Below are 23,530 nucleotides of genomic sequence, written 5' to 3'. Positions count from 1 at the left end.
GTTACGTAACTGTATTTGATCAGGTCAAAGATATTGGCAAGAATAGGGTAATTGCAAGACAAGATGGTCTTCATTAAAGAACTACGAGTCGTGATTAAAGTATTAAGATAAACTTGATTAAAATGTAATAATCACGTTTTCAGTATTTTAATAATTTGTTTTTATTTTTTATAGTGACTTACTGACAAATGTTTTTTATCATCAAACGAATTATCTTTTAAAAAAGGATTTTCTTAAATTTGACAGCATAGAGCATCGTCGTCATGTATTTTAAATCCGTATTACTCGTTTTACTTATACTATTGGTTAAGTATAAAACAGGTTATGCTCAAGGCATACCAGATACTTTATTATACAAATCAAATTCTGAATTATTGAGTAGATTTCATGAGATCGGTCAACAAAATATCAAGGCCTTATACATGAATGCTTATATACAAAAGGGAAGAATAAATAATGACACCTTGATAATTATTGATGGTTTTTCAAAGCTATCCGAACTTTATACTGATGAAAAAAGTATAAAGTATGCCGACTCAATAATTATGTTCACCGAAAAAAACCCCACATCGTTCTACCCGGCAGGGGCATATATCACGATTGGAGAGCATTATTTTGATTCTAGAAAAATGAAGTTGGCTTTAGATAATTTTCTTGTTGCACATGATCTTGCACAAAATTATTTTAATAGGGATATTTTTTATGGTAGTAACCATATGATAGGACTATTAAAAGATAGGATAGGGTACTCTGAAGAAGCATTAGCAATTCATAAAGAAAACTTAGAATTTGCGAAAGAACATTTTGATCAAGACACCGGTCAGCTTCTGGAAACGACCTCAATTCATGCTATTGCATTTACCTATAAAAATCTGGGTAAACTAGATTCTGCTTTATATTATAATAATCGCGGGTTAGAGAAATCTAAACATCTTAAATTTAAGCCGTTAACAAATTATTTTTTATTAAATCAAGGTGTGATTTTTTATCAACTTAATAAATTAGATCAATCAAAGATATCGATAGAAAAAGCCCTTATGTTTTTTGAAGAAACAAATAATTGGCCTAATATGGCCGAAGGATATTTTTACTTGGCCAAAATATATCATGCTCAAAATCAAAAAGAGGAATCGATGACTTATTTTAAAAAAATGGATTCTATTTTTTTAAAAAATAATGATTTATTACCTGAAGCTCGAGAAGGTTATGAAATGCTAATAGAATACTATAAAGAAAAAGAAAATCCAGCGAAGCAACTAGATTATTTAGAGCGCTTAATCATTTTGGACAGTATACTTAACTCTAATAGAGTGTATCTCGGTGACAATATAAAAGATAGGTATGACATTCCTAAATTAATAGCTCAAAAAGAAGATCTTATTGATGAACTTAAAGGAGACAAAATTGATTTAAAATACATTGCGATAGGCATATGTTCAGCTTTAGTTATAGTCATATTGGGTCTATATTTTAGACAAAGAACATTAAAGAAGAAATTTAATGTGCTGATGAATCAAGATGAGGTTAATAAAACTTTAGAGGTCGAAAAAAGACCAGACCCTGAAAAAGGCGGTATTGATATTCCGCAAAATATTGCGAATGATATCTTAAATAGACTCAATACTTTTATTAAAAATGAAGGGTTTACAGATAATAAGATCACTCTTTCATCTCTTGCAAAATCTTACCAAACAAATTCAACATACTTATCAAAAACAATTAATCACTATTATAATAAAAGTTTTACCAATTATCTAAACGATTTGAGAGTGAATTACGCTTTAGAGAAGTTAAAGACAGACTCTTCATTCAGAAAATGGACCATAAAAGCTATTGCACAAAACTCAGGTTTTAAGAGTGCAGAGACTTTTTCTAAACTTTTTAAAGCTAAAAACGGAATATATCCTTCATATTTCATAAAGCAAATCAATAATGTAGAACTTAAACAAATAAGTAATTAAATTACTGATTTTAAGATGTTTAAAAGTCTTGATTTATTAACGAAGACATCAATTTCAATTTTTATTTGAAAAGGACTTACTCTTGTCATTACCTTTAAACATGTTAAACATAAAAAAATTACACAAATGAAATCATCACATTTATCGTTGGAAACATTTAAAATTGCAAAACTAAATGATCCTCAAAAAGTAAGAGGAGGGGGAGGGGATACATTTAAACCAAAATGTATTAAGACTTCAAGAGAATATGTTATGATGTATCAAGAAGATGAAATATCGCACAATTAATGATTACTAAATCAAATTTATGACGAACTTATCCAATACTGTTTGGCAAAATGCCAAACAGTATTGGATAAGTTCGATTTTTTCTTTTAAGAATATATATGAAAATATTTTTGCATTATACGATTAGCTTTTTTTTTCTTTTCTCATGTAAAGAAGAATTGAAACACAGTAAAAATACTGAGAATAAATTTTCTTTGGATACTACAATTTCAATACGTACTGCCAAAAATAAAAAGCTAACAGATAGTGAGAAAATGACGTGGTTGGAAAATGATGCAATAGAAGATACAATTCCTGGCATTAGTCTAAAAAAAGCTTATAAGTTTTTAGAACAGCGAGAGCCAAAAGATACGATTATAGTGGCAGTCTTAGATTCGCCTGTCGATATAGAACATGAAGATTTTAAAGGGCAAATATGGGTGAACAAAGATGAAGTTCCAGACAATAATATTGATGATGATGCTAATGGATACATAGATGATATTAATGGTTGGAATTTTTTAGGAGATAATCAAGGCAAGCAGGACACTTTTTTTCTTTATGAATCAACTAGAATTTTAAAAAAATATCAGGAGTTATTCGGTGGCATGACTAAGGATAAAGATAAAATAGAAAACCCTCGTTTGTTTGAGCTTTACAGTACGGCAAAAAAAAGACATGAAATTGAGACCAAAGAGGCAATTGAGGATACGGCTTATGCTAATATGTTGATCGATATCTCTAAAAATGCCCGTAAAACTCTGAGTTTCTATTTTCCTGAACATGAATACACCCTAGAATCATTAGATAGCTTGAAAAAAGTGTATCCTAAAGATACCCTACTACAAGTTGATATACTTAGGATGAGTAATTTTATTAAATATAACTTTACCGAAAAGTACATTCATGATTATAAATTAAAAGCAGATGCAAAAATAAATAAACTTCTCAATCTTGAATACAACGATCGCTTGACTCGTGGCGATGATCCTGAAAATCCTTTTGATTACAACTATGGAAATGGGATCGTAAATCAAAATATAGATTTTTATAGCCATGGAACAATTGTGTCTGGTGTAATTGGAGCTCGCAGAAATAATAACCTTGGAATAGACGGAGTGGCTAAAGTTATAAAGCTTATGCCTGTTTGTATTTCAGCTTTTGGTGAAGAGCATGACAAAGATTTGGCGTTGGGGATTCGCTATGCGGTAGATAATGGAGCCAGAGTGATCAATATGAGTATTGGTAAAAAACTGTCAATGAATAAAAAATGGGTGGATGAAGCTATTCAATATGCTGAAAAAAAGAATGTACTAGTTGTTTCTTCCGCAGGTAATGAACATAGAGAATTGAATGGGACCAATGAATACCCAACAGACAGTAGAGAAGATAGTACCGAAATAAGTCACAATTTTATTCATGTGGGAGCTTCTTCTTATATGATGAACGAGAAACTTGTAGCTCCTTTTTCTAATTATAGCAAAAGTTTTGTAGACATATTTGCACCAGGAAGTGAAATTTATACATTGCACCCACACAATAAATATGTCTTTGACAGCGGAACATCTTTGTCTGCTGCTGTAGTTTCGGGTGTGGCAGCATTGATAATGATTTATTATCCTGAATTGTCAGGTTCGCAAGTAAAAGAAATTTTGATGAAATCAGGCACTTCGTACTCTTTTAACACTGAAATTAAACAAAGAGACGGAACAAAAAAAACGGTATCATTTTCAGAACTTTCTAAATCAGGCAAGGTTATTAATGCCTACAACGCATTATTAATGGCAGAATCAATTTCTCAACAACATGAAGTTGGTAAAGAGATCAATTCTAGATAAACGTGAAGATTTCAAAACAACTTCATCTGCCCATCTTTATATTGTTCATGTAAGTCACAGTTTAAGTGAAGTTTTTCCGTTTTTGGGAAATATTTTTTTCTGGCCAATTCAAAAAGCTGATGGATTTGATCTGCAATCTTTCCCGATCCTTTCATTCTTCTTCCAAATTCACTGTCATTAAGATTTCCATTATGGCATTCCATGATTTGATGTAGAATTTTATCCTTTCTATCAGGCAAGGTATTTTCTAACCATGTACTAAAAATTTTTCCAATGGCCCCATTAAGCCTAACGATGGTAAATCCAATACTTTTTGCTCCTCGTTCAGAAATTTCTTTGGCTAGTGGCAATATTTCATGACTATTAATCGAAGGAATAATAGGAGCCATCATTACATTGGTTGGGATACCTGCCGAATTTAATTTTTCCAAAGTTTCTAACCTTTTTTTGATACTCGCTGTTCGGGGTTCAAGAATTCTTCTGGTTTCTTCCTTTAATGAAGTGATAGATAAGTATACCGAAACAAGATTATCCTTAGCCAATTCTGATAGGATATCCAGATCTCTCTGGATAAGTGCATTTTTGGTAATAATACCAACTGGATGTTTATATTTTAAGAATATTTCCAAGAGATTTCGAGTGATTTTTAGCTTTTTCTCAATAGGTTGATAGCAATCTGTATTGCCTGAGAGGGAAATGGGATAGGCTTTCCAATTTTTGCTACGCAGTTTCCTTTCTAATAATTCTGGTGCATTTTTCTTCACCAGGATTTTACTTTCAAAATCTAATCCGGGACCATAACCCCAATATTCGTGAGAATTTCGAGCATAACAATATATACAGCCGTGTTCGCAACCTTGATAAGGGTTAAGCGAGTACATCATCCCGACATCGGGACTGGTAACGGTATTTACGATAGTTTTAGGAAAAGTCTCTATATAGGTGGTTCGAAACCTGTCGATTTGCTCTCCTTCTCTTTCACAATAATTTAAGAAATCATCTCGTAACTCATGATGATTTTTTGAGAATCTATTATGTACTTTTTCCTGTGCACCCCTGCCTTTAATGTGGTTTTTCGGTTTCATGAGTATGGTTTTATTACGGTTTAAAAGTAAAACTTTTGTTGGAATATTTCCTATTAAAAATGGAATATTTCCAAATAAAGACGGTAATTTTGTATAACAAGACATTCGATAGAAAATCTAATGGTTTTTAGGTATAAAAATAAGTCAGTGATGAAAAGTAATAGCTATGAGTATGATGTGGCACTCTCTTTTGCCGGAGAGAATCGGGCGTATGTAGAGGAAGTCGCAAATAGCCTGAATAAGAGAGGAATTAAAGTATTCTATGATTTGTTTGAAGAAGCAAATTTATGGGGTAAGAACTTGTATGAGTATTTATCAGAGATATATCAAAATAAAGCGAGGTATACAGTTCTATTTATATCTGGTTTTTATAATCAGAAATTATGGACAAATCATGAGAGGGTTTCGATGCAAGCTCGTGCATTTCAAGAAAGTCGAGAATATATTTTACCTGTTAGGTTTGATAACACAGAAATTCCAGGTATTCTTAAAACGGTCGGTTATATCGATCTTCAACAAAAAACACCAGAAGAATTAGCCACTTTGATCGAAAAAAAATTGAACAAAGACCAGACGTTTTTTAGAAGAAGATGGTCGAAACTCTCTACCATGATTAATGCAAAACCCTTTATTTTTTCAATAAAGATTATCGATCAGGACGAAAAACAAGTCAAAAATGCCAAAGTGGTTTTAGTTGCAAACAATTCTACATATTTGGAAGGGATTTCTGATGAGACAGGATTAGCACATTTTATAATTCGCACGCGCAAGCTGTATACGGTATTAATAGCTCATCCTCAGTACCCGGCTGTAATGTTCAAAAATATTAATCCAAAGGAAGATATTGAAGTAACGATAGAAAAAACAGAAGGGTTTGGTTCGGTGATCATCAATAAATCTGGAGCAGTTCCCGGCCTAACTGGTAAAATAGAACCCATCAGAAAGTCAGATAAGGTATTGGCTTTATATGCTGATAATATTGCTATAGAGGATGGTAGTCATCAACCATATGACTTTGAGTTAAATAAATCCATATCCTTAGAAGATAATGGAGGAAATATTATACATTTAACCTTCAGATTCTTTCAGGGAAGAATCGCATTAGTAGATTATTGTAAACACAAATCATTCTAAAACATGACACCAACATGATCAAAATAATTATGAAATAGAATGTAACATAATTATTTTGATTAGCAAAGGTTCCATGCCTGCACTGAGCGAAGTCGAAGTGTGACCATTAAAAAACAGTAAAATGAAACACATGAAAAGAATACTCATTTGTTTAAGCTTTATCTTGGCTTTTGCATGTAAAGAACAACCAAAAAAATCAGCAGAAATCTCTGTTGCAGACACTACCACAGAAGAACTCGAAAAATCGGTAAATACTTTTGGAATTGTAATTCATGGAGGAGCAGGAACCATTCTGAAAGAAAACATGACCCCAGAAAAAGAAGTGGCTTATAAAACAAAGCTTGAAGAAGCTATTAAACTAGGGCATACGATCTTAAAAAATGGAGGGACAAGTCTTGAAGCGGTAGAAAAAACAATCAATGTTCTCGAAAACTCACCGCTATTTAATGCAGGAAAGGGCGCTGTTTTTAACAGTGAAGGAGTAAACGAATTAGATGCCTCTATCATGGATGGCAGCAATCTAAATGCTGGGGCCGTGGCAGGTGTAAAAACAGTTAAAAACCCGATCAATCTAGCAAAAGAAGTGATGCTTAACTCACCTCATGTATTATTATCAGGAAGTGGTGCAGAGCTGTTTGCTAAAGAAAGGAAATTAGAACTCGTTGACCCTTCATATTTCTTCACAGAAGACCGTATGAAATCTTTGGAACTAATTAAAGAAAAGGAAAAAAATAAAGAAAAAAATAAAACAACAGCATTCTACGATCCGGTAATCAAAAACGCTAAGTTTGGAACGGTAGGCTGTGCTGCATTAGATAAAAATGGTAATCTTGCGGCAGGTACTTCAACTGGAGGGATGACCAATAAAAAATGGAATCGTATTGGAGACTCTCCTATTATTGGTGCAGGTACCTATGCGAATAATGCCACTTGTGCAGTATCTAGTACGGGTTGGGGTGAGTACTTCATAAGAGGTATGGTAGCCTATGATATTTCAGCAATGATGGAATATAAGCAGCTTTCACTAAAAGAAGCCACAACCGAAGTAATTCAGAATAAACTTACGGCCCTTGGTGGTACTGGAGGAATTGTAGCCATAGATAACAAAGGAAATGTCTCTATGGAGTTTAATACCGCAGGGATGTACCGTGCTACCATGAATGCCGCAGGAGAATTGACTATTGGTATTTATAAAGAGTAACGATTAGGTTGATGATTTTAATCAATAGAACTCCCTGAGGCTCTGCCTCGGGTGTAGCGTATAGTAGTTCACAGTCTTCAAGGAGCCAAGAGCCAAGACAAAAAGTCTATTGTCTTGGCTTTTTTGGCGCAGTGTTATTCGTTCTGATACCTTGCTCTGCGAGGTAGTTCATTAATGACCCTCTATTTGGAGGGTTTTTTTATGATAAATTATCTTACATTTATAAGATCAACTAAATCCAATTCTTTTATGCAGTTATCAAGAATTCTCTCTGTGTTACTTGTTGTAACCCTAGTATTCTCATGTAAGAAAAAAGACGCTCAGGCAATTGCAGAGGCAAATGCTTCAGAACTTAACAAATACCAAGACTATATCTCAGATGTTTCTACCGGGGTTATTTCGGTGCTGGATAATGTGTATGTGGTTTTACAAACACCGGTAAAAGGCTGGGATGATAATCAAGAGCTATCAAAAAAATTGCTAAAAGTATCCCCATCGGTAAAGGGAAAAGTAATTGCAGTTAACAATCGCACTATTTCTTTTCAACCAGAAGAAGGATTTGACGAAGACACGCAATATACATTTACTCTGGACCTTGAGGATTTGGTTAAAGAGATAAAAAATGATTTAGATGAGGAATTTGTATTTAGTGTAAAAACATTGAAGCAGCAATTTTCTATACTCACAAATAATCTTCAATCCTACAGTAAAGATTGGCAGTACATCGACGGAACCTTAACGTCTAGTGATCAGTTGAAGTTTGATATCGCTAAAAAATTGGTGACAGCCACTCAGAAAGGGAAAAATATCTCAGTAAAATTTAGTGAATCATTGGATAAAAGCAGGCAGTTTACTTTTAGAATTGATAGCATTCAACGTTTTGAAGAGGATTCTGAAGTAGAAATTAAATGGTCTGGAGAAGATTTTGACATTGATACCAAAGGAAAGGATGTTTTAACAATCCCTGGTAAGAACAACTTTTCGGTATTAAGTGTTTCTGTTGCTAATGTGGATAACCAATATGTAGAAATTAATTTTTCCGATCCGTTAAAGAAGAATCAGAATTTTAATGGCTTAGTGACCATTTCAGGAGCTAATAATTTAAAATATACCGTAAATGGAAATGTGCTTAAGGTATATCCCAAAACAGAATTAAAAGGAACTTTAGAAGTAACTGTTTTTGAAGGAATCAGAAGCACAGATAATTATAAGTTAAAGACAGCGTATTCAGAAAAAATATCATTTCAGCAACCCAAACCAGAGGTGCGGTTATTACAAAGCGGAGTGATCTTACCCACTTCAAATAATCTTAAATTTAATTTTGAGGCGGTTAATCTTCGTGCTGTCGAGGTACAAGTAATTAAAGTATTTGAAAATAACATTCTTCAGTTTTTACAAAGTAATAATCTTGATGGTTATGGTAACCTAAGAAGTGTAGCACGACCCGTTGCAAAAAAATTAATCAATCTTCAGGAAAATGCTTCTCTAAATTTGAGTAAATGGAACGCATTTGCAATCGACTTAAAAGAATTAATCTCTCCAGACCCCGGCGCAATTTATCATGTTGAATTGAATTATCGAAAGGAATATTCATTATACAAATGTGATGGTCAAAAAGCAGATGATACAACTATAGATGAACTTGCAGAAAATTATGATGAAGAGTCAGAATCAAGCTTTTGGGATACTTCACAGTATTATTATGACGACTACTATGGGTACAACTGGCAAAAACGAGATGATCCATGTAGTAATTCTTATTTCAGGGATCGAAAAGTAGTAGCGAATATACTGGCTTCGAACCTTGGGGTGGTAGTCAAAAAGGGGTTGAATCATTCTTATACGGTTACAGTAAATGATATCGTGACTACCAGTCCGATCTCTAATGCTAACATTACGTTCTATAACTATCAACAACAAGAAATGGGTGTGGTGACCACAGATGCTGAAGGTATGACCGTTTTTGATGCCGACCGCCCGGCATATTTTGCAATTGCACGATCAGGAAAACAACAAACCTATGTTAAACTTAGTGACGGTAATGCATTATCAGTAAGCAAATTTGATGTTTCTGGAGTACGTCTGCAAAAAGGGATTAAAGGATTTATGTATGGTGAACGTGGGATTTGGCGACCTGGTGATACCTTGTTCTTGTCATTTATGCTGAATGATAATGCCAATAAACTTCCAGAGGAGCATCCTGTAAAGTTTGAACTTAGAGATCCTTATGGTAAAGTTACTTATCAAGAAACCAAAACTGATGGGATCAACAATTTCTACAAATTTGTAGTGAATACTTCAGACGAAGCTCCTACCGGCAACTGGCAAGCAAAAGTAATGGTGGGAGGGGCTAGCTTTGCGAAGTCACTAAAGATTGAAACCATAAAACCGAATCGACTCAAAATTAAAACAACGTTTGAGGATGATATACTGGGTGCAGATAAAAATATTAAAGGAAATTTGGAAGTAATTTGGCTGCATGGGGCTATAGCAAAAAATCTAAAGGCAGATATCAATGTTCGCTTCAACCCCAGTAAAACCAATTTTAAAACTTTTCCAGGTTATATTTTTGATGATCCAACACGTCGTTTTGGTAGCGAAGAGCAAGAAGTTTTTAGTGGAAGGGTTTCAAATGAAGGAAAAGCTAGTTTTAATCTAAAACCAAAATTGCAAAACAAGGCGGCAGGAATGCTTAGAGCATCATTTATCACCAAGGTTTATGAAAATGGAGGAGATTTCAGCACAGATGTAGTTTCAAAAGACTATTCGCCATATAGCACATATGTAGGTATCAACGTTCCAAAAGGCGATAAAGCCAGAGGAATGCTACTTACTGATACCAAGCATACGTTTGATGTGGTTGCTGTCGATGAAAAAGGAAATCCAAAATCAGTAAAGGATCTCGAAGTACATATTTATAAAGTTGACTGGCGATGGTGGTGGGATACTTCAGAAGATAATTTATCATCCTACAATCGGGGTTCATATCACAATGAAGTATTTAAAACTAGAATAACTACTAATACTACTGGTAAAGCCAGTTTTAATTTTGAGCTAAAATATCCCGAATGGGGAAGATATTTGGTAAGAGTGATGGATCCGAATGGAGGTCATGCGACAGGAAAAATAATGTATATCGACTGGCCGGGCTGGGCAGGAAAATCACGTAAAAATGATCCTTCTGCAGCCACAATGCTGCTATTTTCTACTGATAAGAAATCGTATACTGTCGGTGAAAAGGCAACCATAACCTTTCTGTCTAGTGAAGGCGGTAGAGCATTGGTTACCGTAGAAAATGGTACCGAAGTATTGTCTTCACAATGGATAACACCACAAAAAGGAGAAACCAAATTTGAGATGCCCATAGAAGGTCTTTATACTCCAAATGTGTACATCCATATAACGTTGTTGCAGCCTCACGCCTCCACAGCAAATGATTTACCAATACGCTTGTACGGTGTAGTACCTATTTCGGTAGAAGATCCAAATACCAAAGTACAGCCAAAGCTAACCATGCCTGATGTGCTCCAGCCCGAAGAAACCATTACTGTAAAAGTTAGCGAAACCCAAGGGAAACCTATGACTTATTCGGTTGCTATCGTAGACGAAGGATTACTGGATCTTACGCGATTCAAAACCCCAAATCCATGGGAGAGTTTTTATGCCCGCGAAGCGTTAGGTGTTAAAACATGGGATATATATGATGATGTGATTGGCGCCTATGGCGGAAGTATTAACCAGGTGTTTAGTATTGGTGGTGATGCAGAAGCTGGCGGAAGCAAATCCAAAAAAGCCAATCGCTTTAAACCAATGGTCGTATACAAAGGCCCTTTTGAGTTAAAACAAGGCGAAACACGTTCGCACCAGATTAAAATTCCAAAATACGTGGGGTCGGTGAGGACTATGGTTGTAGCTTCAGATGCTAACAAAGCTGCCTACGGAAGTGTAGAAAAAACCACGCCGGTTCGAAAACCATTAATGGTGCTAACTTCAATACCCAGAAAAATAACTCCCGGTGAAAGAGTGACGATACCCGTTACCGTTTTTGCCATGGAGAATAAAGTCAAAAATGTAAGCGTAACGCTGAAACCCAATAAAGGGTTTAGAGTACTTGGTAAGACTCAAAAAAACCTCTCTTTTCCTCAACCCGACGAAAAGATGACCTATTTTGATATCGAAGTACTAGATGGAGCTACAATTACCGATATTGAAGTGCTGGCTAGCGGTGGTGGAGAAAAAGCATCATATAAGGTTCCAATTAATATAATTAATCCGAACCCCATGACTACTGAAGTGACATCAATCATTCTAGAACCCAATAGCCAACAAGAAATCGATTTTGCAGCTTTCGGAATTTCAGGAAGCAATAGTGCAACGATAGAAATGTCATCACTACCGCCCATGAATTTTGAAAGCAGATTAGATTATTTAATTCGATATCCCCATGGTTGTGTTGAGCAAATTACATCAGCTGCCTTTCCACAGTTGTATTTGGCAGACATATTCAATTTGTCTTCAGAACGTCAAAGTAAAATCCAAAAAAATATAGAAGCCGCTATTTTTAATTTGAAGCGCTACATTCAACCTAACGGGGGAATGTCCTATTGGCCTGGGTATAGCAATCCTAATGATTGGGGAACTACCTACGCCGGTCATTTTCTGCTCGAAGCAAATAAGAAGGGATATGTACTGCCTATAGGTTTCAAAAGCAACTGGATTAATTATCAACAGCAGCAAGCCAAAAGATGGCGTAGTGGAGGCAATGATTTGGCTCAAGCCTATCGTCTATATACATTGGCATTAGCTGGTAGTCCTGATATGGCATCTATGAATAGATTGCGAGAGACTTCAAATCTATCTAACGATGCCAAATTAAGGTTGGCGGTAGCCTATGGTTTGATTGGTCAAAATAAGGCAGCCCAAAAATTATTGAATTTAGCTAGTATCAATTTTCAGCAAAGGCAAAATTATTATGATACCTACGGATCTGCGAATCGTAATCGGGCTATGGCGTTGGAGACTCTTGTAATGTTAGATGAAAAAGCCAAGGCACAACAGGTGGCAGTAAACCTTGCCAAAGAACTATCCTCAAAGAGCTGGATGAGTACGCAAACTACTTCGTATGCCTTGATGGCTATGGCAAAATATGCGACCTATGTTGGTGGAAAAGGAGTAAACGTGCAGTATACTCTTAATGGAAAATCCAATAGTGCTAATACTATTAAAACCCTGGCAACTTCAGGAGAACTAGCAATTCAAAAAGACAATAAATTGGTCTTGAAAAATAACAGAGACAATACCATATTTGTACAGTTGGCTACTAGTGGGATCCTTCCTGTTGGTGAAGAAAAAGTGATCGAAAGTAATTTTAAAGTCGTTGTAGATTACAAAAATAGAGAGGGTAGAATAATTAATCCAATTCAGTTAACGCAAGGAACCGATTTTGTCGCCGAGGTAACTATTACAAATACGACTGATGTCAAGGTGAAAAATATTGCCTTAACCCAGATTTTTCCATCGGGTTGGGAAATAGTGAATACCCGATTTACTGATTTTGGGGCGTTTAGATCAAATAAAGTTACACATACAGATATTAGAGATGATCGAGTGAATTTCTACTTTGATTTGAAACCCAAAGAAAGCAAAACTATGACTATTTTATTGAATGCCTCTTACCTGGGTAGATATTATTTACCCGGTGTTCAATGTGAAGCGATGTATGACCATGATTATTTGGTACGAACTAAAGGAAAATGGGTTGAGGTGGTGAAGTAGCCCGAAATGAAAATAATACGAGTTCTCATATGAAATTACCGTATAAAATTGTCTCTTTTGACTTGATGCTTCGTTATAAAATTGATCGATAGCTATGGCTATCCATAAATTTTTTGCCTTGCCTAAAATCAAAATAGTTCAATTCGTATATCAGTAATTTCATATAAGAACTGGTATAAAGATAACAAACGAACATAATGAAATATACGATAACGACAGATGAGCAACCCAACACAATAGAACTTCTAGAACTTTATAAGCAAACTAGTTGGGCAAAAAACAGAACTACAGAAGATGTAGCACTTATGTTGCGCAATACGACAATAAGAACTGCGATTAAAACTGATAATAAACTAATAGGATTTGGTCGTGCTCTTACAGATGGAGTCTACCGCGCGATGCTAGATGATATTGTTGTTGATAAAAAATACAGAGCTCAAGGTTTTGGCAAAATTATAGTGGAAGAGCTTCTAAGGCAACTAAATGGAGTAGAACAAATATTTTTAAATACCAAACCAGAATTAGAATCTTTTTATAAAACTTTTGGGTTCTCGAAATGCCAGGCATTTACGATGGATTTATAAAATTCATTCGGTACTATGAAAACCTCCTTCAATTACATTTCATCGTTGTTTCAAAAAACTAAAAAATATATTCAAAAACACCGTAAGCCTTTTATGGTTATAAGTATCGCGTTAATCTTGTATTATTTTGCGCTTCCAAAGCCATTATTCGATGATCCAACAGCTACTGTAATTGAAGCCAGATCGGGAGAACTTCTGGGCGCCAAAATAGCAACCGATGGCCAATGGCGTTTTCCTGAAACCGACAGTGTGCCTTATAAGTTTAAGAAATGTATCCTCGCCTTCGAGGACCAACAATTTTATGTGCATCCTGGATTTAATCCTTTAGCTATGCTAGAAGCTATTAAAGAGAATATAAAGGCGGGCAAGATAGTTCGTGGGGGCAGTACTATCACTCAACAAGTGATTCGTTTGGCACGGAAGGGTAAAAAAAGAACGTACTTCGAGAAATTGAAAGAGCTAGTCTTAGCTACTCGACTTGAGGTCTCAACTTCAAAAGAAAGTATTCTAAAACTATATGCTTCGCATGCACCTTTTGGTGGTAATGTGGTGGGAATTGATATGGCAGCCTGGAGATATTTTGGGTTGCCGTCACATCAACTGTCGTGGGCAGAAAGTGCAACATTAGCCGTGTTACCTAATGCTCCGTCTCTTATTTATCCAGGCAAGAATCAAACCAGATTGCAAGAAAAAAGAAACCGTTTATTGCGAACGCTTTTAAAAGAAAAAACCATTGACTCTTTAACCTATGAGTTATCGATAAACGAAACTTTACCCCAAAAGCCTTATTTTCTTCCGCAGATAGCTACACATTTACTAGATCGATTGGCAAAGAAATATGATGGAGACAGAGTAAAGACAACGATCAATTTTACATTGCAAAAGCAAGTCAATCAAGTGGTAAAAAAACACCACGAAGTTTTGAAGCAAAATGAGGTTCATAACATGGCTGTTTTGATAATAGATGTAGATGCTCGTAAGGTTATAAGTTATGTAGGGAATGCACCAACAGATAAATATCATCAAAAGGATGTAGATATCATTCAGGCGAATCGCAGTACAGGTAGTACCTTAAAACCATTGCTATATGCTGCAATGATGGATAAAGGTGAATTGTTGCCAGCACAGTTGGTGTCAGATATTCCAACAGTAATTGCAGGATATAATCCGAAGAATTTCGATGAAAGCTATAGCGGTGTTGTACCTGCAAACAAAGCACTGGCAAGGTCATTAAATGTACCTGCAGTGCGATTATTACAACAATACGGTTTACAGAGATTTAGAGATGAATTGAATGCATTTAAAATCAATGGGCTAAGATATGGTGCAGATCATTACGGATTGTCACTTATTGTGGGAGGGGCAGAAGGTAACCTTTGGGACCTATGCAAAACGTATGCAGGTTTTGCAGGAGTACTTAATCATTATCAAGAAACATCGAGCGAGTATTTTGAAAACGAGTTTAGTGAGCCTCTTTTATTAGTAAATAAAGAAGTTGATTTTGGAAAAAAAGAATTGCAAAAACAACTATATGGTGCAGGAAGTGTCTGGTTAACTTTTGAAGCCATGAAAAAAGTAAATCGACCAGAAGGAGATGAAGCATGGGAGTTCTATGATTCGTCGCGAGAGATTGCCTGGAAAACAGGAACAAGTTTTGGTAATCGGGATGCTTGGGCTATTGGCGTTAGCCAAAAGCACGTTGTAGGAGTATGGATTGGTAATGCAGATGGTGAGGGTCGCCCAGAACTTACTGGGCTTAATGCAGCCGCGCCAGTCTTGTTTGACATATTTAATTTATTACCCAATACAAAATGGTTTCCTGCACCCTACGATGATCTTGTTGAAGTTCAAGTTTGTGCAATAAGTGGCTTTCTGGCTGGAAGTAACTGTCCTAAGACGCAAAACTACGTCCCTATCTCTGGAACTAGCAGTACCTCTTGTCCCTTTCATCACTTAATACATCTGGATAAAACAAAGCAATATCGTGTCAATTCTTCATGTGAATCTGTTGCCGATATCGTACATGAACCCTGGTTTGTTTTACCACCTTTACAAGAATATTTTTTTAAAACAAATAATGCACAGTATAGATCCCTACCATCATACCGCCGCGATTGTGTAAAAGAATCTCAGTCCAGCATGGATTTCATTTTCCCGAAAGGGAATAGCACCGTGTATCTGCCAAAAGGATTTGATGGAAAAACCAATGAGGTAATCCTCAAAATAGCACATACAAGTCCCGAGACACAGGTATTTTGGTATATTGATGATGAATTTGTAGGTGCTACCAGGCAATTTCATGAGATGCCGATATTACCAAAACCAGGCAAACACATCATTACTGTTCTGGATGAAAAAGGAAACGAGTTGAAACGTAAAATTGAAATCAAGGAATAGTTTTACCGCAAAGGAAATCCTTTTGCTGCCCACCAGGGATGGGTTTCAATAACTAAACGACCTGCTTTCACCATTGGATCTGAATTAGCAAGGCTATCGGCCATTTTTTGAGTAGGTGTATTATAAATGGTGATCCCACGAATATCTCCGTCGTCTCCAAAAGGTCCAGAGATATCTGCGTATCCCTGGGTATACATGTTCCTTAAATGCGCTAAATGAAGTTTCTGTAAACTATCAGCCTCTTCTTTACTTTGTGAACGATTAGGACCCCTTTTAAGAAAAGCGATAAAATATTGTTGCATAATTACCGTATCTCCGGTTTCTTCATCTACATAATCAAAAATTTGAAAACCATCGTTTAATAGTTTTTCTTTTATTTCTGTGACTGAAGGTTCTATCTTTCTAACTGTTTCAGGGAGAGTTTCTACAGCAGTAGTTTTTGTTTCTTGTTGCTTACAAGAAAAGATAACAGTCAAACACAGTATACAGATAGTTTTAATGAATGAAGAACGCATAAAAAAAATTTAAAGATAATCACCTTCAAAGATAAAACTTTTGAAGATGATTACCTTGTAAGAAATATCACAGGTCTATTTTGCGGTATACACGAATCCAAAAGACAATCCGGTTTCTTTACTAAAATTTCTTCCATTTAGGGTTGCCAGATATCCAGCCGAGATTCCGAAGGTGTTTTTATAAACAGGAACATAAAAATCAAAAGAAAGTGTAGTATAATCTACTTCGGTTTCCGGGAGAATAGCGGCACCTCCTGCATCAGCAAACTCAGGCGTACCTATATCCAAACCAGACATAGAGTTTTGTATATCTAATTTGGCATGCATATACAAAAAGTCGTTATAATATCCTATCTTGGCACTATATAGCATTGCATTGGGAATGTCGAAATCACCACTATCTCTAAAACTATAGCCTATTTGCGTTTCAGCAAAAATCTTCATAGGAAGTGTATATTGAAATACAGCGGCCCCGTTAATCGAGGTTGCTTGATTACCGAGTGATAATACTCCGGCACCTTCATAATCCCCAACAGGGAAAGTAATTCCCGTTACTCCTCCAATCGTGATTTGGGAAGAGTTTTCGAATTTTTTTTCGAAGACTCGGGCTTTCGCAAAAATACCTAAATCCTGGATTCCATCGACTTGATCGACTTGTTGCACAGGATCAAGAACACCATCTTCACTTTTTATCGAAATGTAAGGCAGTGTTACTGTAGTCGAAAGCCAATCTAAAATTGCATATTGGCCATACAAAGAAACGATTGAAGACGAAATTTCTCTTAAACCGGCAGGATTTCCTTCAGATAAGGTAGTACCCCGATAAAACTGATCGTAATTTTTATAAGAATAACTGGATGCCAGGGTAAAAGAGTTTTTTGCAGGATAGAAACCATCAACAGGAAGTTGTGCGAATACAGTTAAAAAAGGGCATAAAAGTAACAGTATCCCTAATAGGGAATTTTTAGATTTGTGTAACATATTCTTAAATTTGGTTAATAATAAGTTCCCTTAGACGAGGCCGTTATTTTAACCTTACACTTTTTTGATGTTACTTTTCTATAAAGATGTTTTATGCTGTTTTAACCCGGATTATGCATTAAAGAATCCCCGCCTGCCTATTCGAAACATCAAGGCGGGCAGGTATTACAGCTTGAAACCGCTTCAAAACCTAACGCTCCACCGCATTTACAAGTTTAACCAGAGCGATGCTATGCAAAAACTTGTAAAATACCAGGTTTTATTGCGTTTTCAACCTTCATGACGAAGTTTTAATGCATAATTCGGGTTTAACCGAAGAGGAAATTTGTTGATACTTTTTACCATTGCATGAACGGCTTTTTGCTTAATTGGGAGTTATAGTATTTTGGATCTCCTGTAACTTCTTTTCCAAGCCAATTTGGAGTTAAAAAGGATTCGTTTTCGTTATTCAATTCTATTTCCGCTAAAATCAAACCTTCATTTCCACCCAAAAACATATCGACCTCAATAATATGATCACCAGAAGAAATTTCATAACGTGTTTTTTCAATAATTCCGGGTTCACAAATTTTCAGTAGTTGTTCTGCATCGGTTACCTTGATTTCTTTTTCCCATTCAAATCTTGTGGTTCCAGAAGTGTTCCCCATTCCTTTAATAGTAAGAAATGCTTTTTCTCCTTTAACACGAACGCGAACCGTTCTTTCGGGATCGGTATTCAAAAACCCTTGTACTATGCGATAACTATTTTGTGACTCTTCTTTAAAAGCTTCAGAATTCACCAGAAATTTACGTTCTATTTCAATCATTTACGATACTTGATATTTTTTGAATGTAGATTCAAGATATTGTATTTTTCAAAACTAGTATCTTGAATCTACAAAATAATCTTATCTGGACCATTTCTTAATGTTTTTTTCATTTAATCTGATAAAGTCTTTATTTTTTGCTTTTTTGGATAATTCTAAAGATTTTTTGGCAGCTGTTATTGCTTCTGTTTTTCTATCTAAGTCTGCAAGGATTAACGCTTCTCTATATACCTGAAAAAATAACGGATTCTTACCTCTAGTAGCTTTTTGGATATAGATCAAAGCTTTATCCAGATCTCTTTGCGCTTCATGCAGGTATAGCGCCGCCTGAAAATAATCAAAATCAGTTGGCCCAGTAATGGTTTTTTCGATACTGGCCATAGTCTTTTTATGTGTGTCAAACTTAATTGGTACAGCGATTTTAACCTGATCCCAAGCAAATACTAACTGTGCACTATCTAAAGTGATTTGATCCATATAAATCAGAAAGGTCTCTAAAGCTTCGTTTAATTTGATATGCTTAGTGGTAAAGCTGGCAATAGGAGCTTGATCTAGATAAGTATTCCAATTGCCAGAGGTATAGGTGTAAAAGTATATCTTCCAAGAGTTTTTTCCTGGTTTAGTAAGAATAGCATAGGAGCCTTTTTTTATAGATGTTTCAAAAATAGTTACATCAGCTGTAAAAGTGATCTTAGTTGCTGCATTGGCGCCGGTTCTCCATAGCTCATTATACGGTATGATACCATTTTCTCCAAAAATGGTACGATTTCTTTTACTGGGTCTAGAATATTCAATTTCGATTTCAGTTAATCCAACGGTTTGGGTCGTCTTTGATTTGGGGCTCAGGGCAGGAACGGTAAGTTGCGCACTAACTGTTGATACAGTAATAATACTGATAAAAAATATTTTGAACATAGTTTATTGAAATTTTGATATGATTAAAGATTTGAAAAATACTCTTTAGGGGTAGTACCCATTAAATCTTTAAACGATTTGTTGAATGTAGTTTTAGAGTTGAAACCTGCCTCTTGCGCAAGTCCAAATAAGGTCATATTTTTAGCTTGGTCTGTTTTTGCTAAGACTATAAATTCTTTAATTCTATAATAATTTACATACTCAAAGAAATTCATTCCAATGCGCTCATTGAGTAAACGCGCTATTTCTGGATTACTTACGCCTAATAATTCTGCTAGCTCTGATTTTAGAAGTTTTCTGTTTAAATATGGTTTTTTTTCTTCCATTAAACCTTCTAATCTAGATTTTAAAGTATCTAATTGTTGGTTTGATAGTTTGGATTGCGCATATTTTTTTGGCATTAATAGCTGGGTAACCTTGAATAACTGAGGCTCTTTTATACTATAGAATGTAATAAATAAAATAATAAGAGCTATGCTAATCCATATAATTTGCCAAGCAGATTTATCCAAGAACTGATATCCCAATAGCCAATAGATAAACATAATAAACCAGCAAAGCATACAGATTCCTACCGCTATCAGAAAATTCATGAAAAACTGTGATTTCACAGTATAACTTAATTCGTTTTGAATGTCTTTTCTAAATTTTAAAAACATTCTAAAACTTAAGACCCAATAAGTGATATTAAATAATAATCCTATGGCAATAAAAAATAAGGTAAATCTAAATTGTTCTCCGCTTTCCAGTCTTTCTTGTAATACCTCGTCAGATGGCAGTATGAAAGTAGCAGTCACAAATATATTGTATACCAAAGCAGGTACATAATGCAGTAATTCTTTATACGAGAACTGTTTATTCGATAGACTGGATCGGGTAAATAAATAGATCGTGGCGCCAAATAATAATGTTGCGAATTCAGAAAAAATAACCCATCGGTAATTATCTCCAAAGAAACCAGAGATATATACTATACGACCACTTAACCCTATTGCTAAAACCAGCACTAACAAAGCAATATATCTATTGATACTTTTTCTTTTTTTTGGAGAAAAAACATAAATAAATAGTAAAAACAAACTTTGAAAATACCCGAAATAAACTAATTGATTTAGGAATGATTGCATGTTTTTGATAATCTGTTTTTGTGCTTGATCTATGATTAAGAAATTAAAACATAAACCGGGTTTAATATACTAACGTGAGTTCGATCTAAGAAACTTGATTTATAAAAGCCGTTAAATTGAGTGATTTTTCATAGTGAAACGAAGAAAAATTGTATCGAAATTAGGCTTTTGATTGAAAATTTACTTGTCTTCGATACAATTTTCTATCGAAAATCACTCTGACTGACGTAAATTTTCTTACATCGAACTCAAGTTACTAGTTTAATACAAATTGATTTACGTGTAGCACTCCATTGTGATTCATCTTAAGATTTTCTTTATAAAAAGCATCAAACGCTGCTTTATTCTCCCATTGAGTGATAATTAATACTTCGGGATTATGATAATAACCCAAAGGTGATTTTCCATTTGAGAGCTCAAGAATCTTTTTTCCTCCCTTTGCTGTGGATTTTTGCAACCAAAGCTCAGTGAAATTTTTAAATGATACCATATCTTTTTTCCAGTAAGAGGTAGCAACATTGTATTTGCTTCTATCTATTTCAAATGAAACATCTTTTGGCATTTCGTAATAGGTTAGATTAAATAGGGACCAGATATTTCTACGTTGCTCGTGAAAATCTGGGACAATACCTTCAATTTCGGCAATAAATTGTTTGCGATTTTTTAGATCATTCCATTTGCCTACTATAAAGCTTGTAGGTTGAATATTTCCTTGTAGGGTTTGTTCAATTTTAAAGCCAGGTAGCGGTTGATAAGTTCTTTTAGAGGCTATTGGAAAAGCAGTTTCTCTGTATTTTTTAAAGGCTTTTTCACTTTCTGGTTTTGTAGTCAGTAATAGAATATCCAATATTTCTCCTTTTTTTAGGTTGTAGGATTTGATATTGGATTGTGCAATAAGACTTGTTGTTAATAGACAGGTCAAGAAGAATAAGATGAGATTTTTTAATAACTTCATTGTTTGATTTTTTAATGATTAATAATTTTCAAACAAATGTAGAAGCTGTTATGGAAATTCATTAATTATGGAAGCTTAGAAAGATACGGATACGGTATATGAACCAATTAGACACCATTTTCCGCATAAATTCCTTTGATTTCATCAGAAGTTATTCTTTTTCCGTTGAATTCATGATTAGCTAACCATATCATAGCTGAAACGATCGTTTCAGGACGTATGGATCGATATTTTTTTAATCCACCGATTAATACTGGATTTATGAATTTCATAAACTGTTTAAAAACATATTCGCCTAATCTCTTTTCATCTCTATCACCACCGATCAAAGATGGTTGAAGTATATGAGTTTTGGGAATATCAAATTCTAAAACGGCTTCCTCCATTTCTCCTTTAGTTCGATTGTAAAAAATAGTACTATTAGAATTTGCGCCCAATGATGAAATTACAATAAAGGTGTTGATTTTATTTGTTTTACATAACCTAGCTGCACTAACCGGGATTCCATAATCGACATTATGATATAATTCTTTATCAGGAGTTTTGGCGTTGGTTGTTCCTACACAGCAATAAACTTCGTCCGCGGTAAATTTATCAGCGTGATCTCTTAATTGAAGCATATCAATAAGATGTTCTTCAATTTTCGGGTGTTCAATACCAATACTCGACCTGGAAAACAATTTGATTTTATGGTATCGATCATCGTCCAGTAATTTCCGTAATAAAATTCCACCTGTTAGCCCAGTGGCTCCTAAAATAATTGCTGTTTTGGACATAGTGAATTGATTTATATGTAAAGGTATGTAAAGAAGCTATAAATTTGTAATCAATTTTATTTTCTTTGGAAGAATCAGTAGCACATAGAAAGATTATACACGTAGATATGGATGCATTCTATGCTTCTGTAGAGCAATTGGACAATCCTGATTTAAAAGGAAAACCACTTGCCGTTGGAGGAGGGGGAAAACGTGGTGTAGTCAGTGCTGCCAGTTATGAAGCTCGAGTTTACGGAGTTAGATCAGCGATGCCTGGTTTTACGGCAAGAAAATTATGTCCTGATATTATATTTGTAAAACCGAGATTTGACCGTTACAAAGAGATTTCTTCCAAGATCAGAAAGATATTTTTTGACTATACCGATTTAGTAGAGCCATTATCGCTGGATGAAGCATATCTGGACGTTACTCAAAATAAAAAAGGAAATCCAAGCGCTACGTTGATAGCACAACAAATAAGACAACGAATTTTTGATGAAGTAGGTTTAACAGCTTCAGCCGGAATATCGATTAATAAGTTTGTAGCCAAAATTGCTAGTGATTATAATAAACCCAATGGTCAAAAAACCGTAAATCCCGAAGAGGTAATTGAGTTTTTAGAAGATTTGGATGTCAAAAAATTTTATGGAGTTGGAAAGGTGACTCAAGCCAAAATGTATGCCATGGGAATTTATACAGGTAAAGATCTTAAAGCAAAATCAGAAGAATTTTTGACTCAACATTTCGGTAAAGCCGGGAGGCACTATTATCGTATCGTTCGAGGCATTCATCTTAGCGAAGTTAAACCTAATCGAGAGCGTAAGTCCCTGGCGGCAGAACGAACATTTAGTAAAAATATCGCTTCAGAAATTTATATGCTTGAGCGATTAGAAAGCATTGCTGAGGAGTTGCAGAAACGCTTAAAAAATAATAAAGTCGCGGGAAGAACGGTAACACTGAAGATAAAATATAGTGATTTCACATTGCAAACCCGAAGTAAAACGCTGCCTTATTTTGTAAATGATGCAGACATATTGCTGGAGACAGCAAAAGAATTGTTGTATCAAGAGAAAATGAAGAACTCTGTACGACTACTCGGGATTTCACTTTCTAATCTTAACACGGGTCAGGAAAAGAAAAAGGAAAAAGAAGAAAAAGAGTTTGAAGTAGTACAGTTGAGGTTTGATTTTTAGAAAGAAGAATTTCTCAGTCATCCCGAATAGAGTCGATGGGT

17 protein-coding genes are annotated in these 23,530 nt (G+C 35.0%); 9 read left to right on the top strand and 8 right to left on the bottom strand.

Going from position 1 to position 23,530, the window contains the following annotated elements; all coding sequences use genetic code 11:
* Window positions 1-263: 263 nt before the first annotated feature.
* The 3 genes from ACFSJT_RS04720 (at window position 264) to ACFSJT_RS04710 (ending at window position 4,066) form a co-directional block, all read left to right on the top strand.
* Window positions 264-1,961 (top strand): helix-turn-helix domain-containing protein, encoded by a 1,698-nt coding sequence (locus ACFSJT_RS04720; RefSeq protein WP_378319070.1) that lies wholly within the window; start codon window positions 264-266, stop codon window positions 1,959-1,961.
* A 126-nt stretch (window positions 1,962-2,087) separates the two neighbouring features.
* A complete protein-coding gene (locus tag ACFSJT_RS04715) occupies window positions 2,088-2,249 on the top strand; it encodes a hypothetical protein (protein ID WP_378319069.1) in 162 nt (53 codons plus the stop codon).
* 158 nt (window positions 2,250-2,407) lie between these two features.
* Window positions 2,408-4,066: a S8 family peptidase gene (locus tag ACFSJT_RS04710; RefSeq protein WP_378319068.1), complete on the top strand. Its 1,659-nt coding sequence runs from the start codon at window positions 2,408-2,410 to the stop codon at window positions 4,064-4,066.
* 11 nt (window positions 4,067-4,077) lie between these two features.
* On the opposite strand, the gene ACFSJT_RS04705 is transcribed toward ACFSJT_RS04710, so the two are convergent.
* Entirely contained in the window at window positions 4,078-5,151 is a 1,074-nt protein-coding gene (locus ACFSJT_RS04705; RefSeq protein WP_378319067.1) for a PA0069 family radical SAM protein, read from the bottom strand.
* Between the two features lie 150 nt (window positions 5,152-5,301).
* Between ACFSJT_RS04705 and ACFSJT_RS04700 the strand changes: the two genes are divergently transcribed.
* The 5 genes from ACFSJT_RS04700 to pbpC all read left to right on the top strand — a co-directional run bounded on the left by ACFSJT_RS04700 (window position 5,302) and on the right by pbpC (window position 16,242).
* Complete coding sequence (locus tag ACFSJT_RS04700; protein ID WP_378319066.1) at window positions 5,302-6,285, top strand: toll/interleukin-1 receptor domain-containing protein; 984 nt, start codon at window positions 5,302-5,304, stop codon at window positions 6,283-6,285.
* A 130-nt stretch (window positions 6,286-6,415) separates the two neighbouring features.
* Window positions 6,416-7,486 (top strand): isoaspartyl peptidase/L-asparaginase family protein, encoded by a 1,071-nt coding sequence (locus ACFSJT_RS04695; protein WP_378319065.1) that lies wholly within the window; start codon window positions 6,416-6,418, stop codon window positions 7,484-7,486.
* A gap of 249 nt (window positions 7,487-7,735) precedes the next feature.
* Window positions 7,736-13,261, top strand: a complete 5,526-nt coding sequence (locus tag ACFSJT_RS04690; RefSeq protein ID WP_378319064.1) for an alpha-2-macroglobulin family protein — start codon at window positions 7,736-7,738, stop codon at window positions 13,259-13,261.
* Between the two features lie 197 nt (window positions 13,262-13,458).
* Window positions 13,459-13,845, top strand: a complete 387-nt coding sequence (locus ACFSJT_RS04685) for a GNAT family N-acetyltransferase (RefSeq protein ID WP_378319063.1) — start codon at window positions 13,459-13,461, stop codon at window positions 13,843-13,845.
* 93 nt (window positions 13,846-13,938) lie between these two features.
* A complete protein-coding gene (gene pbpC, locus ACFSJT_RS04680) occupies window positions 13,939-16,242 on the top strand; it encodes a penicillin-binding protein 1C (protein ID WP_378319061.1) in 2,304 nt (767 codons plus the stop codon).
* 2 nt (window positions 16,243-16,244) lie between these two features.
* Here the strand turns inward: pbpC and ACFSJT_RS04675 are convergent, their stop codons facing one another.
* The 7 genes from ACFSJT_RS04675 to ACFSJT_RS04645 all read right to left on the bottom strand — a co-directional run bounded on the left by ACFSJT_RS04675 (window position 16,245) and on the right by ACFSJT_RS04645 (window position 22,317).
* Window positions 16,245-16,757, bottom strand: coding sequence for a YciI family protein (locus ACFSJT_RS04675; protein ID WP_378319060.1), 513 nt, complete (start codon window positions 16,755-16,757; stop codon window positions 16,245-16,247).
* Window positions 16,758-16,832: 75 nt separating this feature from the next.
* Complete coding sequence (locus ACFSJT_RS04670; RefSeq protein ID WP_378319059.1) at window positions 16,833-17,738, bottom strand: transporter; 906 nt, start codon at window positions 17,736-17,738, stop codon at window positions 16,833-16,835.
* Window positions 17,739-18,076: 338 nt separating this feature from the next.
* A complete protein-coding gene (locus ACFSJT_RS04665) occupies window positions 18,077-18,544 on the bottom strand; it encodes a CYTH domain-containing protein (RefSeq protein ID WP_378319058.1) in 468 nt (155 codons plus the stop codon).
* Window positions 18,545-18,625: 81 nt separating this feature from the next.
* The gene (locus tag ACFSJT_RS04660) at window positions 18,626-19,459 is read right to left on the bottom strand and encodes a DUF2911 domain-containing protein (RefSeq protein WP_378319057.1); all 834 of its coding nucleotides are present in this window, start codon (window positions 19,457-19,459) and stop codon (window positions 18,626-18,628) included.
* Between the two features lie 23 nt (window positions 19,460-19,482).
* Window positions 19,483-20,586: an AraC family transcriptional regulator gene (locus tag ACFSJT_RS04655; protein ID WP_378319056.1), complete on the bottom strand. Its 1,104-nt coding sequence runs from the start codon at window positions 20,584-20,586 to the stop codon at window positions 19,483-19,485.
* Window positions 20,587-20,842: 256 nt separating this feature from the next.
* Window positions 20,843-21,541: a hypothetical protein gene (locus ACFSJT_RS04650; protein WP_378319055.1), complete on the bottom strand. Its 699-nt coding sequence runs from the start codon at window positions 21,539-21,541 to the stop codon at window positions 20,843-20,845.
* 107 nt (window positions 21,542-21,648) lie between these two features.
* Window positions 21,649-22,317: an NAD(P)H-binding protein gene (locus tag ACFSJT_RS04645; protein ID WP_378319054.1), complete on the bottom strand. Its 669-nt coding sequence runs from the start codon at window positions 22,315-22,317 to the stop codon at window positions 21,649-21,651.
* A 65-nt stretch (window positions 22,318-22,382) separates the two neighbouring features.
* Here ACFSJT_RS04645 and dinB point away from each other — a divergent pair, with 65 nt between their 5' ends.
* Window positions 22,383-23,489: a DNA polymerase IV gene (gene dinB / locus ACFSJT_RS04640; protein WP_378319053.1), complete on the top strand. Its 1,107-nt coding sequence runs from the start codon at window positions 22,383-22,385 to the stop codon at window positions 23,487-23,489.
* The last annotated feature ends 41 nt before the right edge of the window (window positions 23,490-23,530 follow it).

The organism is Aquimarina celericrescens, from assembly GCF_042682765.1.
GTDB lineage: Bacteria > Bacteroidota > Bacteroidia > Flavobacteriales > Flavobacteriaceae > Aquimarina > Aquimarina celericrescens.
The sequence above is the reverse complement of the archived record's forward strand: the minus strand, read 5'-3'. Positions and strand labels throughout refer to the sequence as shown.